The organism is Segatella salivae F0493, from assembly GCF_000477535.1.
Classification (GTDB): domain Bacteria; phylum Bacteroidota; class Bacteroidia; order Bacteroidales; family Bacteroidaceae; genus Prevotella; species Prevotella salivae.
On record NZ_AWGW01000026.1, the window covers coordinates 111,846 to 126,321 of the forward strand.

Genomic DNA, 14,476 nt, shown 5'->3' on the forward strand with positions numbered 1-14,476 from the left:
AGAATAAAAATTTATCCTTACCTTTGCACACGCAATTCAGAACAAGGTGCCATGGTGCGTTAGTTCAGTTGGTTAGAATGCCTGCCTGTCACGCAGGAGGTCACGAGTTCGAGTCTCGTACGCACCGCCATCATCCTTGTTGAATTAGCACCTTGGTGCGTTAGTTCAGTTGGTTAGAATGCCTGCCTGTCACGCAGGAGGTCACGAGTTCGAGTCTCGTACGCACCGCAAACCTCATTGCTCTTGCAATGAGGCTTTTTTATGCTTATAGGCAATAGGCAACTTGAAATCAATGCTTTTGCAAAATAAAATAGTGCATTTCATAAGACAAAAGCAGTCACTTTACGCAGTAAAAAGATAGGAATGATATTGTGTTTCGAGGCATCTTGTGTTTTAAGATGTAGCGGAATGTAAATCAATGTGTTACGGCTTGGGTAGAAAAGAAAAATACTTTATGCGTTTCTCCCTAAAATATTGTGTGGCGCATAAAGTTATATAGCGTAATAAAGTTTGTGATAATGGCCCTGCAATTATATGTTTATACGTACAGGATGCAATTTAATTAAACGCTGTTTAAGACTCAAGAGGTTTTTGTATTGCGCTTTTTGCTGAAACAAATCCACACCACCAATAGGGCAATCATTGTCACGTTGGCTATCAATACGTAGCCCAAGGTGTCGAGTTGGCTTAGTGCAAACTGCTGAAATGCAGGCATGTGGGTATTGTAAACTTTGAAGGTTGTCAGTGCAATTCGTGCCTTATCCCAATAATAATAATCTGTCATCATAAGACCATGAAAGGCAACAAGCAGTGCAATCTTTATCCAGTTATTCATAGTTTTCTATTGTTTTTTGAGAGTTAGTGGGTGCAAAGGTAATGAATTTTCACTGAATATATCAAGCATTACAAATAGATTTATCTGACATGTTGCCAACTTCTCCTCGCTCAAATCAATCTTCGAATGATTTCCTGAGTATATAACAGCAAATGAATATGACAAAGATTGAGCAGAGACCACCAAAGATAAAGTATATGGTAAGCAGTATAAGGGTAAACAGATCAAAGTCCATTGAAGGCAGAAAACATATTGCAAACACAATGAGATTACTGATAAAAACTTGCAATATAGCCATTTTTATCCATGAATCTATATTGAAGAATATCCATGAAATAGCTGCTCCGACGGGATAAGCAAGTGCAAACGAAAGCGTATAAGAGAGTAAATCCATACCGAACAGGATAGAATTCTCATCACTAAAGAACCATATTATCATTTGAATCTGGTTACAAGCTACCATCAAAAGATAGATAAATAGATTTGCCAACACAAGATTTCTGATGATATGTCGTGGAGTATAGGTTTCTTTTTCCATGAAATAATAATTTATATTGCGTGATATGATTAAGCATCGCCATGTAAATCAAACGCGATAACCTCTCTGTTGGTGAGGTCTATTCTGGCTGTTCCAAAGTAGATTCCACCGTCATGTACTCTTATCCAGTCTTTGAATAGTAACTTATCGTTATAGTTTGTCATATCTATTCCTAAGAGATTAACAGATATATAAATATGTCCTTCTTCTTTTTCTCCTATATATTGACGATAATATTGATTGAAGGGGAGAGGTGAAGGGCCTAAACTATAAGGCCTATTATTTGCTTGTTTACCATATTGTTTGACAAGTAATTGCTGCATATTCTGCCTATATTGTGTTGTATCCATAAAGTTTTCGAGAATTGTTCTGGCTTCAAGCATCTGTTCTTTTGTAATGGTAAAGGTTATTTTGTCAGGGCTTTTGATACTTAAACTGTCAGTATTAAGGATGATATCTAATTGTTGTGGTTGTAATTTCGTAAAGGAAACAGGTGCTGTTTTCATGCCAGGAAATGCAGAAAGCACAAGCTGATTGTGATTCAACTTACGTATAACAATCTTTTGATTTTTGTTATTTTCAGTCTTTATTTTCAGCGTGTCATCACATAAAGCATAAGGAGTGAAACAGGAAATGAACCCAAATTCTCTCCAAGAATAAGCAATATCATGCTCTGAAATGTTCAATACAAGTTTGTGAAGTGTGCCTTCTTTAATGTTACTGAGCCATATTCCGTGGAGTTGTGTGGTGTCAACGAGCGACTTAATGAATTGAATCTTTTCCTTTTCTCTAAAGGGAAGTCCCGTGATTTCAAGGGAACTATCATTTAAAGAACGGATAACACATTCATAATTCTTAGACTTCTGATAGTTAAGTCGTAGGCTATCATGATTGATTTTGTAGCTATCGAAGTACATAACCGTGTCTCCTATTGCTGGGTCATAATAGACTTCAGCCTTCGAAATGGTGAGTGTTTGTGCCATGTTCAAAGGTTTCTTACTGACACTTTCCCATTTTCCAAGAAGTTGATGAGCATTGATAACTTTCTTTTCTGTTGTAGAACAGGCAGCTGAAATGAGTAAAGTCAGCGCAGCAAAAAGGATAGAAAATGTCTTCATAACTTGTATTTCTCTTTCAGTTTAAGGACAAAGTCGGTCATGGCTTCACCCTCTTTAGCAATAATAATACCTTGGTTTTTAGCGTACATGAAATAGAAATGTGTTGGGGTCTCTATGATTTTATAGAGTTTGTCATAGGGAATATTGCCCTGTTCTAAGTCCGTGTGAGTTTCAATATGGTCGTCAAATAATGATAGTTTGATTTGACTCAGACTATTAAACATCTTGTTTTGATCATAAAGTTTACTTGCCTTGCGGTCTCTTCGCTTTCTAACGTTCCAGTTATAAAAGACAATCATGAGGATGTTTAGAAGGAATAAGGCAGCCGTTAGCACCTTACTTTGTAGATGTATAGATAAGAGAACATCGGTCCATATAACAAAAATTACAATGCTAACAATAGTGACTGAGCGTTTGAAATGAAACTCTTTGTCGCTAATAACGCGGTTAAATTGGATGAAATCCTCCTTTGTTGGTTTCCTTGTAATAATGAATTTAGGCTCTTCCATAACTTCTTTTATAGATTGTTTTTACAAAGATATAAATTTTATTATATATGATTTGCGTTTTACTTCCTTTATTTTAAGAAAACGAAAAGAGTCTCCTTTCTTCGTTGTTCGAATGAAGAAAAGAGACTCTTTTAATGGATTTATCCTCTCTTATATGCAGGTTGACAATACTATTACATAGTACTCACCCTTTTATATAATGAGATTTAGGAAGCAAATACTTTATTTTTTCGTTGGCATAGCAGCCTTCATTTTCTCTGAAGGCTTATAGGCCTTGTTCAAACCAGCAATAATTTCGTTGGTGATATCAAAAGACTTATCAGCATAAAGCAGGTTATCCCCAGCTTTGCTAAGGATTAAACTATAGTGTTTATCCTTGTTATAAACCTTCAAATAGTGCTGAATGCTGTCACGAAGAGCGTTGTTGTATTTCTCCGTTTCAGTCTGGAACTCGTTTGTTAAGCGTTGATTGAGTGCCTGTAAATCAGTGTTTTGCTTCTGAAGATTAGCGTTAATAGCTTCTGCTTGCTCACGAGTGTAAGCGTTTTGTTGTACCTTTTGCTGGAAGTTTGCAGCCGCAGCTTGCAGTTGTTGCTGTTTAGCGGCCAAGGTATTCTGGATGTTTTGTCCCTTCTTTTGAAGCAAAAGAGAGTAATCTTTGCAGAATTGATACTGGCTCATGATACTATCTACCTCAACGTAAGCAATCTTTAAACCTTTTGGTGTCGGTTGAGCGGCATCAGATTTCTCGTCTACTTTTGGTGCAGACTGATTACAACTGGTCATAGCTACTGTTGTAATTGCAGCTAAAACCATTGTTTTTAGAATGTTTTTCTTGTTCATTTCTTTTATGTTATTTTTGATTTTATACAATATTTAGAATGCTTTATTACTCTTTCTTGCCTCTTTGTCTTGATCAATGACACAATGAATACCCTGCTTTCTCAATGCAGCATTGTCGTGAATATGCTGAGAAGTGAACTTTCCTCCTTTTAGAAAGATAATCTTTATGCATAATAACGCAACGGATATAGCAATTATTAACACGCTCAATACTATTGTCTTGATCATTTTTATTACTTTTGCAGTGTACCTTTAAGCAATTAAATATGGGCAAAGGTAATATAAATCGATAAAAGAACAAAATAAAACAAAGTAAAAAGATATAAAAAATGAGTAATGTAGAACTAAGACCTGCTCGCGTGTTTGAGCAGTTTGCAGAGATTAACAAGATTCCACGTCCTTCCAAACATGAAGAGAAAATGGCAGCATATCTTAAGAAGTTTGCTGCCGATCGCCATCTCGAAGTAAAGGAAGATGAAACTGGTAATGTGATTATTCGTAAGCCGGCGACCAAAGGTTTGGAGCATTTGGCAACGACAATCCTACAGAGTCACATGGACATGGTATGTGATAAGTTGGTGGATGTAGACTTTGATTTCCACACAGATGCTATTCAAACCTACGTCGATGGCGAATGGTTGCGTGCGAAAGGAACTACACTTGGCGCAGACGATGGTATCGGTTGTGCAATTGAATTGGCTATTCTTGATAGCAATGATATAGAACATGGTCCTATAGAATGTGTGTTCACACGTGATGAAGAGACTGGTTTGACAGGAGCGTTTGGTATGAAACCGGGTTTCATGACTGGCAAATATCTTATCAATCTCGATTCAGAAGACGAGGGACAGATATTTATTTCTTGTGCAGGAGGTATCAATACAACTGTTACTTACGAGTTCAAACGTGAGGAAGCACCAGCAGATTATTTCTTTATGCAAGCCTCTTTGAAAGGTCTTAACGGCGGACATTCAGGCGATGACATAAATAAGAAGCGCGCAAATGCAATTAAAATCATGGCTCGTTTCCTTTATTTGGAGCAAGAAAAGATGGATTTTCGCTTGTCACAATGGAACTCTGGCAAGATGCATAACGCCATCCCACGCGATGGAAAGATTATATTCGCAGTGCCAAATGACCGTAAGGAAGAGGTAATGGCTGATTGGAATGTGTTTACAGTAGGTGTAGAAGATGAGTTCCATGTAACAGATCCTACGATGCATTGGGCTATTCAAAGTGTTGAGCGTCAGCAAGTTATTCCACAGAATGTATCACATGGGCTCATCTTGTCTATGCAAGCGTTAGACAATGGTCCGCTTACAACATGTCAAGATGAAGCTATTGCCTACATGGTTGAAACCTCAAGTAATGTTGCAAGCATTCAAAGTGAGGCTGAAAAGATTGTGATTGTTGCCAGTCAACGAAGCAATGTAATGAGCAATCTTAAGAATATGGCCAATACCGTAAAGGCAGTTTTCGAACTGAGTGGAGGCAAAGTGGTTCAGAATGACGGCTATCCTGCTTGGAAGATGAACCCAAACAGCAAGCTCGTTAAGCTTACAGTAGACGCTTATAAGAAGCTGTTTGAGAAAGAACCCACCGTGAAAGGAATTCATGCGGGGCTTGAATGTGGTCTCTTTTCTGAGAAATATCCCGAGTTAGATATGGTTAGCTTTGGTCCTACTTTGCGTAATGTTCATACACCAGATGAATGTTTGCACATCCCAACAGTACAGATGGTGTGGGAGCATTTGCTTGAAATCCTTAAGAATATTCCACAAGAATAAGTTCTAATAAATAGCAAACAAAGAAATAGCCTCACTTTCAATAGTTCTTATAAAGTGCTTTGAAAGTGAGGCTTTTCTATGGGTTGTTCGTTTGATTATTCTTTTTTTGCCTTTAATTTCGGTTGCTTAGATGTTGTCTTTCCTTTTAATAAATTGATACCAGTGGGGCAGATTGTATTAAAAGGACAATCATCACATTGCGGTTTTTGGCTCTTGCAAACATATCTTCCGTGCAGTAACAGCCAATGATGTGCATTACTTACATCAGCTTCAGGAATGTGTTTTAAGAGTTCCAACTCTACTTTTAGGGGAGTATTTGCAGCTTCTGGAACCAAGCTTAGGCGGTGACTAACGCGATATACATGCGTATCTACTGCTAAGGTAGGCTTTCCAAACCATACCGATTGAACGACATTTGCTGTTTTTCTGCCTACGCCAGGAAGCTGAGTTAACTCTTCTGTGTTATCAGGAACCTTGCCATTGAATTGCTCTACCAGTATCTTTGACATCTCACTCAAATGATGTGCCTTTGCATTGGGATAGCTCACACTCTTTATTAGCTCAAAGATGTCCTCCCAGTTTGCCTTTGCCATAGCCTCTGCGGTTGGGTAATGGCGAAACAATTCGGGGGTAATCATGTTGATACGCTTATCTGTACATTGTGCACTTAGCAATGTTGCAACAATCAATTGGAATGCACTTCCAAAGTCAAGTTCCGTAGTTACAGGACCTTGTTTCTGTCGAAAATAATTTAGAATATAGTCAAATCTTTCTTTTCTTGTCATGCAACAAAAGTATAAAAAATATAGTATCTTTGCAAAAAATAAATGAGAAAAGGCTATGGATGCAAAAAGAATATTGCGTTATTTACGTGATTTATCAGCCAATAACAATAGATATTGGTTTCAGGAACATAAACAAGAGTATAATGTTTGCAGGCAGAATTTTGAGGAAGGAGTGACACAAGCTGTTGCAACGATTGCGCAGTTTGATGCTTCTATCTCGCATATCACTCCCAAAGATGCTTGCTATCGTTTCAATCGTGATACGCGTTTCAGTGAAGATAAGCGCCCTTATAAAGACCATCTTGGTGCTTATATCTGTGCGCATGGCAAGAAATCGTTGCGTGGAGGCTATTATCTCCATTTGCAACCGGGCCAGTGTATGCTCGGTGTTGGTAGCTATTGGTTGCCTACCAACATCCTAACGGCTTGCCGAAATGAGATTATGGGGAATATTGATGAATGGAGAAAATGTGTTGAAAACGGGAAGTTCATCAAACTTTTTGGCTATCCTAACGACGGAAAATGGGGCGATCCATGTGGAAAAGGCTTTGGATTGGAGTGCTTAAAGACTGTTCCTAAGGGCTTTCCACGTGATTATGAGTTTGTGAAATACTTGCGAATGAAGGATTATTGCTGCTGGCATGCCGTTCCAGATGACTTTTTTGATGGCGATGGCTGGCTCAAAGAGATTGTTGATATCTTTAAGACAGCCAAACCAGCAATGGACTTTATGAACAATGTTATTGACGATTACGAATAAAATCTTTGGCACGTTGTAGGTCTTCGGGAGTGTCGATACCAACTGTTTCGACATTCGTGATGCCTACTTTCACGCGATATCCATTCTGCAACCAACGCAGTTGTTCGAGACTTTCGGCCAATTCGAGAGAAGATTGTGGTAGTTTTGTAATCTCTCTTAATACGTCTTTGCGATAAGCATAGATGCCCAAATGTTTCAAAAATGGGTAGTTTTCCAACCAGTTTTGCTTGTCAACACTGCGTACAAAAGGGATGATGCTTCGGCTGAAATACATGGCATAGCCGCGATTGTCGACAACAATCTTCGGGGAATTTGGGTTCTCAACGGCTTCCATATCATCGAAAGGCTTTCCTAAAGTGGCTATCTGTGTGTGGTCATCATCAAAACAATGGCACAAGGTTTCTATTTGACTTTGTGCTATAAAAGGTTCATCTCCCTGAATATTCACTACAACATCAAAGTCGCCTCCAATCTTTTCGAATGCTTCTTCGATGCGGTCTGTGCCGCTGTGATGTTCTGTTGAGGTCATCACTGCCTTGCCTCCAAACGCTAATACCTTATTATATATGCGCTCATCATCTGTTGCTACGAAGACGGCATCAAGCACTTTATTTGCTTGTTCGTATACATGCTGAATGACAGGCTTACCTGCCAACAACGCTAAAGGTTTGCCCGGGAAGCGTGAGGAGCCATAACGGGCTGGGATTAATCCAATAAATTTCATTTGTGTTTAATGTTTATTGTTCTCGCAAAGATAATGAAAAATCTTATATTGTCATACTAATTTTATTTCAAAAATACATCTGTTTTTCGGTAATAAGGTAGTAATGGTATGTTTCTCTATGGCTTATTCAATTGTGAAAAGGCTCATATTGCATTGCAATTTGCATGATTTCATGGCATGAAATGACGCAGATAATGTGGTTATTTGACGCAAATTGCGGGATGCCCCAATGGGCTTCAAAGTGCTTTTTAAGTAGCATCACATTGTGTGATGAATAAAAAGAACTTACTTTTCTTTATAAAAAAGAAGGCTCCCATGCCCTTATTAGCATGGAAGCCTTGTGTATTTGGAGGATGATGTTTAGCTCAATGTAGCAACAAGCATCCAAACTTTCTTCTCTTGACCAGTCAAATAGTCATCTATCATGGCTACAGTTACTTCGTCGTCAGCCTCTTGTGCAGCTGCCAAAACGCGGCGTTCTTGTGCAATGATAAGCTTATATACGTCGAGAATATACTTCAAGCCTTCGAACTTCTCTGGCTCAAAACCATTTTCTTTCAGTTGAGATATCTTGAGATATTCGCTGAAACGGTTCTCAGGACGTGCATCTAACTGCAACAAACGCTCTGCAACTTGGTCTACTTTCTCTGCAGCTTCATTGTATTCACTTTCATAAAACTCGTGGAGTTGATAGAACTTGTCACCCTTTACGTTCCAATGGAAACCGCGAAGATTAGCATAATATACTTGGAGATCAGCCAACAACTGATTTAATTCCTTTACAACCTTTTCTACTTTCTTGGCATCTAAGCCTGTGAAATCTAAATTTTTCATTGTCTTAATTTTTTTAATTAATTACTGAATATATACAGAATAACTCTGTTTTTTAATCTTTTACTTTTGCAAAGATATAGAAAGGGGAGGAAAATTGCAACAGATAGAATCTATAAAGGAATAGTTTTTAAATATAGGTTGGTATATAAATTGCTGATAATAAATGTTTTATGCTATAATGAGTGGATGTGCTCAGATGGATAATTACCTACAAATGATGATGATAAAATAGATAGTTCTTACCCTTGTTTATACTTAAACTCGCAGTGTGTTTTGGCATCTTGGTTTCTATATACCTATATATATAGGATTAGTTTGGCTTATTCTTTAGGTAAATGAAGCTTGATGGTTTGACTTAAAATAATCAAAGCGCATGGTTCTTTCACTATTGTTCTGGGTTGAAGTCAATCAAGATTGCACGAATAGTAATAGTTTTTATTTTGCGGTGACTTTGTGGTTATATTGATTTATCATGCGAAAAGGCGTGAGAAGTCATCCTAATGATAATCTGTATTGTTCTATAAAAAACGCTAACTAATTTTGTTTTGTTCCATTATTTTCTTATCTTTGGCCTTGAAACTATAATTGCAAATACAGTGAAAAAACTTATATTATTCACATACGCTTTGCTTATGCCTCTGTTTTTGTCGGCACAAAAGATAGTCTTGGGTTCTTGTACAACGCATGACGGCGGGCAATATAAGGGACAAATGATGAATGGAAAGCCTAATGGAAAGGGGCATACCACATTTAAGAATGGCGATACCTATGAAGGCGAATACATCAAAGGTAAGCGTGAAGGATATGGAACTTATTCATTTTCTGATGGAGAACGCTATGAAGGTCAATGGTTTCAAGACCAACAACACGGCCGAGGAACCTATTTCTTTGCCAATAACAATAAATATGTAGGACTTTGGTTTCGTGATTATCAGCAAGGACAGGGCACGATGTATTACTATAATGGTGATAAGTATGAAGGCAACTGGGCCCAAGATAAACGCGAAGGAAAGGGTAAATACACCTATTCCAGTGGTGCATATTATGATGGTCAGTGGAAAAATGACCAGAAAAATGGGCGTGGTTTCTTTGATTGGGGCGACGGAACAACCTATGATGGCATGTGGGCGAACAATCAACGGTCTGGCAAAGGGACGAATAAGTATGCCGATGGAGACGTATATGTTGGTAACTGGGCTGATGATATACAGAATGGACGCGGTATATATAAGTTTCAAAATGGCGATGTTTATGAGGGAGATTATGTCCAAGGAGAACGTACTGGAGAAGGAATCTTCAAGTATGTGAACGGAGATCGCTATACAGGTCATTTTGAAGAAGGAGCCAAAAGCGGTCAAGGCACGTTTGAATGGCGTTCTGGTGATGTCTATGTGGGGCAGTGGAAGAATGATTTGCAGAATGGTTACGGGAAGTTAACAAAGAAAGCTGGTGACACCTTTGAAGGCAATTTCAAGAATGGAAAGATAGATGGTGAGGTGATTATTCATTATGCAAATGGAAGTCGTTTCAAAGGAAGTTATAAGAAAGGTATGCGCAATGGTCCTGCAATTGAAGAGGACAAAGATGGCAATCGCTTTGAAGGTAGTTATGTAGATGACCGTCGTGATGGGCGATTTGTAGAGAAAGACCGAAATGGAAACGTTACTCGTTCAGGCCGATATGAATCAGGTCGGCGTTTTGAGGATTAAAGATTAGAATTTAATTTCAACGAAAATGATCATTGATAAAATTGCAAATCTACACAAATATGTGGCATTAAACCCTTTGTTTTGTGATGTAGAGGCTTTTCTACAAACCCATAATCTCATGCAACTTGCCGAAGGACAGCATCTGATAAAAGGGAATGACTTGTTTGTAAACATAGAGGTTTGCAAGGGAAAACAAAAGGATGAGGCTGTGATAGAGTTTCATCGAGAAATGATAGACATTCAGATACCTTTGTCTTCTGATGAGATTTTTGAGTATAGTCCCGTTGAAGATTTGCCCGAAGTAGACTTTGATGTGGAAAGAGATATCGCTAAAGTGCCAGGTGTTATGCCACAAAACTATGTCAAAGTGAAGCGTGGTCAGTTTATCGTTTTCTTTCCACAAGATGGTCATGCGCCATGTATTGCCGACGGAAAAAGTTTTAAGAAAGCCATATTCAAGGTGAAAAATAATTGTATTTAGCTATGGAAACAAAGAAGGGAAGCTCGAAAAGAGCAGTTAAAAGAACAACAAAAGAACAGAAAGTTGTAAAGCATATAGGTCTTGTTAAAAAAGATCCTTTTTTGGAACCCTATGAAAATGCGATACGAGGACGTCATGATCATGCGCTGTGGAAATTGTCACAATTGACAAATAACGGCAAGAAGAGTTTGTCGGACTTTGCAAATGGATACAATTACTATGGGCTTCATAAGCTTTCTCGCGGTTGGGTCTTCAGAGAATGGGCCCCAAATGCTACTGCAATCTATTTGGTAGGAGACTTCAATAACTGGCAGGAGGAAGAGAAATATCTTGCGAAGCGCATTGAAGGAACTGGGAATTGGGAACTCCGATTGCCCGAAAAAGCCTTGCATCATGGTGATTTATACAAGATGCATGTGAAGTGGAATGGGGGAGAAGGTGAGCGTATTCCCGCGTGGGCTACACACGTTGTACAAGATGAAATGACGAAAATCTTCTCTGCACAAGTATGGAATCCGAAAGAAAGCTATCAGTGGAAAAAAGATAAATTCAAGCCTCAAACCTCTCCATTGCTGATTTATGAGTGCCATATTGGTATGGGACAAGACGCAGAAAAGGTTGGAACCTATACGGAATTTAAGGAAAATGTGTTGCCACGAATCATAAAAGATGGTTATAATTGCATTCAGATTATGGCGATACAAGAACATCCTTATTATGGTTCTTTTGGTTATCATGTGAGTTCTTTCTTTGCTCCTTCGAGCCGATTTGGTACTCCCGAAGAATTAAAAGCTCTGATTGATGAAGCCCATGCCAAAGGAATTGCAGTCATTATGGACATAGTTCATTCGCATGCTGTAAAGAATGAAGTTGAAGGTTTGGGGAATTTGGCAGGCGATCCTAATCAATATTTCTATCCCGGAGAACGTCGAGAACATCCTGCTTGGGATAGTCTTTGCTTTGATTATGGCAAAGATGAGGTGATGCACTTCCTGCTTTCTAACTGTAAATATTGGCTAAACGAGTTCCATTTTGATGGCTTCCGGTTTGATGGAGTTACTTCAATGCTTTATTATAGTCATGGATTGGGCGAAGCCTTCGGTGGATATGGTGATTATTTTAATGGTCATGAAGACGATAATGCCATTTGTTATCTCACTTTAGCCAATAAACTTATTCACGAAGTAAACCCCCAAGCGATTACAATTGCAGAAGAAGTTAGTGGTATGCCAGGCCTTGCTGCTAAGTTTGAAGATGGCGGTTTTGGTTTCAACTACCGCATGGCGATGAATATTCCAGACTTTTGGATTAAGACCATTAAAGAGCAAAAGGATGAAAATTGGAAGCCAAGTTCAATCTTCTGGGAGGTTAAAAATCGGCGCGCAGATGAGAGAACAATCTCTTATTGCGAGAGCCACGACCAGGCGTTAGTAGGGGATAAGACGCTCATTTTCCGTTTGATTGATGCTGATATGTATTGGCATTTCAAGATTGGAGATGAAAACGACGTTGCATTCCGAGGCATTGCACTCCATAAGATGATTCGTTTGGTAACCGCTTCCACCATAAACGGAGGCTATCTTAACTTCATGGGAAATGAGTTTGGCCATCCCGAATGGATTGATTTCCCACGAGAAGGAAATGGCTGGAGCTATAAATATGCTCGTCGTCAATGGAATTTGGTCGACAATAAAGAACTTGATTATCATTTTTTGGGTGATTTTGATCGAGAAATGTTGAAAGTAATCAAGAGCGAACGAAACTTTATCAACACCGAGGTACGTGAGATTTGGCACAATGATGGTGACCAAGTCTTGGCCTATATGCGTGGAGATTTACTTTTCGTTTTCAATTTCTCACCCACAACTTCTTTTACAGACTATGGTTTTCTTGTGCCCGTTGGTAGTTATGATGTAGTGCTCGACAGCGACAACAAATGCTTTGGAGGAAATGGTTTCAATGATGATTCCTTAACTCATCTGACAAACTACGACCCTCTTTATGTCAATGAGCATAAAGAATGGCTGAAACTCTATTTGCCGGCACGCACTGCTTTGGTGCTAAAGAAGAATTAATATTAATAGATGTCACCACTCTTTTCAAAAACATACGGCTCACGTCCTTATATAATAAAGTGTGCCTTGTTCTTCGTAGTCTTCACGTTTAGTTATCTGTTTTGCTATCAAGATAACCTGTTGGCTATGATGCAACACATACTTTCAAACGGACAGACCCATTACAATCGGTTGATAGGGGCAATAATCATCACTTCGTTGCTGATGTTATTGCAGCTCGTGCTGTATGTTGTCACGCATTTGAATGGTCGTCTTCATATCCTGACGTATGTTCCCTCAATGGTTTTGCTCACCACTTTAACCGCAGTTGACGGGAACTATACGAGCGGAATAACAATCGGGCCATGGTGGTGGATAGCTCCGTTGATTATCATTCTCGATGCTGTTGCCCTCTTTTATGCGCGTCAATTGCAAGATTATGATTCCTCTGACGGTGAATTTGGTTTCTTCAGTAGAACGTCGTGGATAAACTATTGCGGACTGACGGCTTTGTTTATGTTAGTGATGTTTGGTGCAAATCATCAGCGCGTGCTTCACATGCGCTTGGATGTTGAACAATGTATAGCCTCGCAGAATTATAAGAAAGCTACAGCCACTTATGCACGTGCGTTGCAAACAGATTCGTCTTTAACCAATCTTCGTGTCTACGCGCTATCGTTGTCTGGGCAACTTCCCGAGCGATTGTTCGAATATGCTTTGGTGGGAGGTTCAGCCGTTATGCTGCCAAGCAATCCCAATGTGCATTATCTTCTTTGCGGACAAGCTCCCTTATATCAGCATTTGGGCGGAATGTTTCGACAGAAAATGAGTACGATGCACTATCTACGCTTTATCCATCAGCATCATTTGGCAACCAAGGCAGCGCATGATTATCAGCTTTGCGCTTATTTGATGGACGGCAATTTAGATTCATTTGTGCATGCAATTGGGAAGTATTATGATCTCAAGAAACCACTGCCCAAACATTATTGCGAGGCTCTTGTGCTTTATAATCATTTGCGATCTAATCCCTATGTTGTTTATCACAATAGTGTGATGGAAGCCGATTTCACAGATTTCCAAACATTGATAAAGCAATATAATGATGCTCGGCAGCGCATTGCAGCCATCCGCGATACCTATGGCAACACCTATTGGGCGTATTATTATCAATTAAAACATTAGTGCGCAGACCTCTTGTAAACCGATATTTTTCTTCTTCAAATAAGAAAAGATTTTGTATGAAATGGCGCTTCATTTGATTTTATTTCTTTAATTTTTTGGTCAATTCGAAATAATATTCTACCTTTGCGCCAGTTTCTAAACAAATAAGGAGTTGAGATTAACAGAGAATCATATTATTTTGCAGCAATCTAATGCTCGTTTGGAGCGTGGATTTATGGCTCAAAAAAAGAGTGGCTTTTTTGCAAAAAAGTCATCAAATTATTTGGTAGTTCCAAATAATTTGCTACTCTCTCTCTCTCTCTCTCTCTCTACTC

The 14,476-nt window shown here is 38.9% G+C and carries 15 protein-coding genes and 2 tRNA genes; 8 read left to right on the forward strand and 9 right to left on the reverse strand.

The annotated features are described in order from the left end of the window. Positions 1–53: 53 nt before the first annotated feature. Positions 54–130: transfer RNA gene (locus tag HMPREF9145_RS09380), tRNA-Asp, on the forward strand. A gap of 24 nt (positions 131–154) precedes the next feature. After that, a tRNA-Asp gene (locus HMPREF9145_RS09385) sits at positions 155–228 on the forward strand. 352 nt (positions 229–580) lie between these two features. Here the strand turns inward: HMPREF9145_RS09385 and HMPREF9145_RS09390 are convergent. The 6 genes from HMPREF9145_RS09390 to HMPREF9145_RS13980 form a co-directional block, all read right to left on the reverse strand. Next, the gene (locus tag HMPREF9145_RS09390) at positions 581–835 is read right to left on the reverse strand and encodes a hypothetical protein (RefSeq protein WP_021826049.1); all 255 of its coding nucleotides are present in this window, start codon (positions 833–835) and stop codon (positions 581–583) included. A gap of 115 nt (positions 836–950) precedes the next feature. Further along, on the reverse strand, positions 951–1,373 hold the full coding sequence (locus tag HMPREF9145_RS09395) for a hypothetical protein (protein ID WP_021826063.1): 423 nt from the start codon (positions 1,371–1,373) through the stop codon (positions 951–953). 29 nt (positions 1,374–1,402) lie between these two features. Continuing rightward, positions 1,403–2,491 carry a hypothetical protein gene (locus tag HMPREF9145_RS09400; protein WP_021826069.1) on the reverse strand — a complete coding sequence of 363 codons (1,089 nt, stop codon included), beginning with the start codon at positions 2,489–2,491 and terminating at the stop codon, positions 1,403–1,405. Then, positions 2,488–3,000: a YcxB family protein gene (locus tag HMPREF9145_RS09405; protein WP_021826055.1), complete on the reverse strand. Its 513-nt coding sequence runs from the start codon at positions 2,998–3,000 to the stop codon at positions 2,488–2,490. Before HMPREF9145_RS09405 ends, HMPREF9145_RS09400 begins: the two co-directional genes overlap by 4 nt. Positions 3,001–3,222: 222 nt before the next feature. Beyond that, on the reverse strand, positions 3,223–3,843 hold the full coding sequence (locus tag HMPREF9145_RS09410; protein ID WP_036907257.1) for an OmpH/Skp family outer membrane protein: 621 nt from the start codon (positions 3,841–3,843) through the stop codon (positions 3,223–3,225). 33 nt (positions 3,844–3,876) lie between these two features. Further along, positions 3,877–4,071, reverse strand: a complete 195-nt coding sequence (locus HMPREF9145_RS13980) for a hypothetical protein (RefSeq protein ID WP_007133361.1) — start codon at positions 4,069–4,071, stop codon at positions 3,877–3,879. A gap of 101 nt (positions 4,072–4,172) precedes the next feature. Between HMPREF9145_RS13980 and HMPREF9145_RS09420 the strand changes: the two genes are divergently transcribed. After that, positions 4,173–5,630 carry an aminoacyl-histidine dipeptidase gene (locus HMPREF9145_RS09420; RefSeq protein WP_021826117.1) on the forward strand — a complete coding sequence of 486 codons (1,458 nt, stop codon included), beginning with the start codon at positions 4,173–4,175 and terminating at the stop codon, positions 5,628–5,630. A 95-nt stretch (positions 5,631–5,725) separates the two neighbouring features. On the opposite strand, the gene nth is transcribed toward HMPREF9145_RS09420, so the two are convergent. Then, positions 5,726–6,415, reverse strand: a complete 690-nt coding sequence (nth, locus tag HMPREF9145_RS09425; protein WP_021826040.1) for an endonuclease III — start codon at positions 6,413–6,415, stop codon at positions 5,726–5,728. A 55-nt stretch (positions 6,416–6,470) separates the two neighbouring features. On the opposite strand from nth, the gene HMPREF9145_RS09430 reads away from it, so the two are divergent. Beyond that, complete coding sequence (locus HMPREF9145_RS09430; protein WP_021826101.1) at positions 6,471–7,175, forward strand: DUF2461 domain-containing protein; 705 nt, start codon at positions 6,471–6,473, stop codon at positions 7,173–7,175. Here HMPREF9145_RS09430 and kdsB read toward each other — a convergent pair. Next, positions 7,156–7,899: a 3-deoxy-manno-octulosonate cytidylyltransferase gene (gene kdsB, locus HMPREF9145_RS09435; protein WP_021826121.1), complete on the reverse strand. Its 744-nt coding sequence runs from the start codon at positions 7,897–7,899 to the stop codon at positions 7,156–7,158. The two genes, HMPREF9145_RS09430 and kdsB, sit on opposite strands and share 20 nt — an antisense overlap. A 360-nt stretch (positions 7,900–8,259) precedes the next feature. Beyond that, a complete protein-coding gene (locus HMPREF9145_RS09440) occupies positions 8,260–8,733 on the reverse strand; it encodes a Dps family protein (protein ID WP_021826064.1) in 474 nt (157 codons plus the stop codon). A 596-nt stretch (positions 8,734–9,329) separates the two neighbouring features. Between HMPREF9145_RS09440 and HMPREF9145_RS09445 the strand changes: the two genes are divergently transcribed. The 4 genes from HMPREF9145_RS09445 to HMPREF9145_RS09460 all read left to right on the forward strand — a co-directional run bounded on the left by HMPREF9145_RS09445 (position 9,330) and on the right by HMPREF9145_RS09460 (position 14,162). Further along, a complete protein-coding gene (locus HMPREF9145_RS09445; RefSeq protein WP_036907274.1) occupies positions 9,330–10,442 on the forward strand; it encodes a phosphatidylinositol-4-phosphate 5-kinase in 1,113 nt (370 codons plus the stop codon). Positions 10,443–10,467: 25 nt separating this feature from the next. Beyond that, complete coding sequence (locus HMPREF9145_RS09450; protein WP_021826039.1) at positions 10,468–10,923, forward strand: YhcH/YjgK/YiaL family protein; 456 nt, start codon at positions 10,468–10,470, stop codon at positions 10,921–10,923. Positions 10,924–10,925: 2 nt separating this feature from the next. Then, complete coding sequence (locus HMPREF9145_RS09455) at positions 10,926–12,998, forward strand: alpha amylase C-terminal domain-containing protein (RefSeq protein WP_021826103.1); 2,073 nt, start codon at positions 10,926–10,928, stop codon at positions 12,996–12,998. Positions 12,999–13,124: 126 nt separating this feature from the next. Then, on the forward strand, positions 13,125–14,162 hold the full coding sequence (locus HMPREF9145_RS09460) for a DUF6057 family protein (RefSeq protein WP_231369785.1): 1,038 nt from the start codon (positions 13,125–13,127) through the stop codon (positions 14,160–14,162). Positions 14,163–14,476 lie beyond the last annotated feature (314 nt).

Excerpts from the sequence above, each read along its gene's own strand:
- kdsB (WP_021826121.1), bottom strand. The coding sequence starts at position 7,899 with ATGAAATTTATTGGATTAATCCCAGCCCGTTATGGCTCCTCACGCTTC.
- HMPREF9145_RS09410 (WP_036907257.1), bottom strand. The coding sequence starts at position 3,843 with ATGAACAAGAAAAACATTCTAAAAACAATGGTTTTAGCTGCAATTACA.
- HMPREF9145_RS09405 (WP_021826055.1), bottom strand. The coding sequence starts at position 3,000 with ATGGAAGAGCCTAAATTCATTATTACAAGGAAACCAACAAAGGAGGAT.
- HMPREF9145_RS09440 (WP_021826064.1), bottom strand. The coding sequence starts at position 8,733 with ATGAAAAATTTAGATTTCACAGGCTTAGATGCCAAGAAAGTAGAAAAG.
- HMPREF9145_RS13980 (WP_007133361.1), bottom strand. The coding sequence starts at position 4,071 with ATGATCAAGACAATAGTATTGAGCGTGTTAATAATTGCTATATCCGTT.
- HMPREF9145_RS09400 (WP_021826069.1), bottom strand. The coding sequence starts at position 2,491 with ATGAAGACATTTTCTATCCTTTTTGCTGCGCTGACTTTACTCATTTCA.
- HMPREF9145_RS09430 (WP_021826101.1), top strand. The coding sequence starts at position 6,471 with ATGGATGCAAAAAGAATATTGCGTTATTTACGTGATTTATCAGCCAAT.
- HMPREF9145_RS09455 (WP_021826103.1), top strand. The coding sequence starts at position 10,926 with ATGGAAACAAAGAAGGGAAGCTCGAAAAGAGCAGTTAAAAGAACAACA.
- HMPREF9145_RS09460 (WP_231369785.1), top strand. The coding sequence starts at position 13,125 with ATGATGCAACACATACTTTCAAACGGACAGACCCATTACAATCGGTTG.
- HMPREF9145_RS09395 (WP_021826063.1), bottom strand. The coding sequence starts at position 1,373 with ATGGAAAAAGAAACCTATACTCCACGACATATCATCAGAAATCTTGTG.
- nth (WP_021826040.1), bottom strand. The coding sequence starts at position 6,415 with ATGACAAGAAAAGAAAGATTTGACTATATTCTAAATTATTTTCGACAG.
- HMPREF9145_RS09450 (WP_021826039.1), top strand. The coding sequence starts at position 10,468 with ATGATCATTGATAAAATTGCAAATCTACACAAATATGTGGCATTAAAC.
- HMPREF9145_RS09390 (WP_021826049.1), bottom strand. The coding sequence starts at position 835 with ATGAATAACTGGATAAAGATTGCACTGCTTGTTGCCTTTCATGGTCTT.
- HMPREF9145_RS09420 (WP_021826117.1), top strand. The coding sequence starts at position 4,173 with ATGAGTAATGTAGAACTAAGACCTGCTCGCGTGTTTGAGCAGTTTGCA.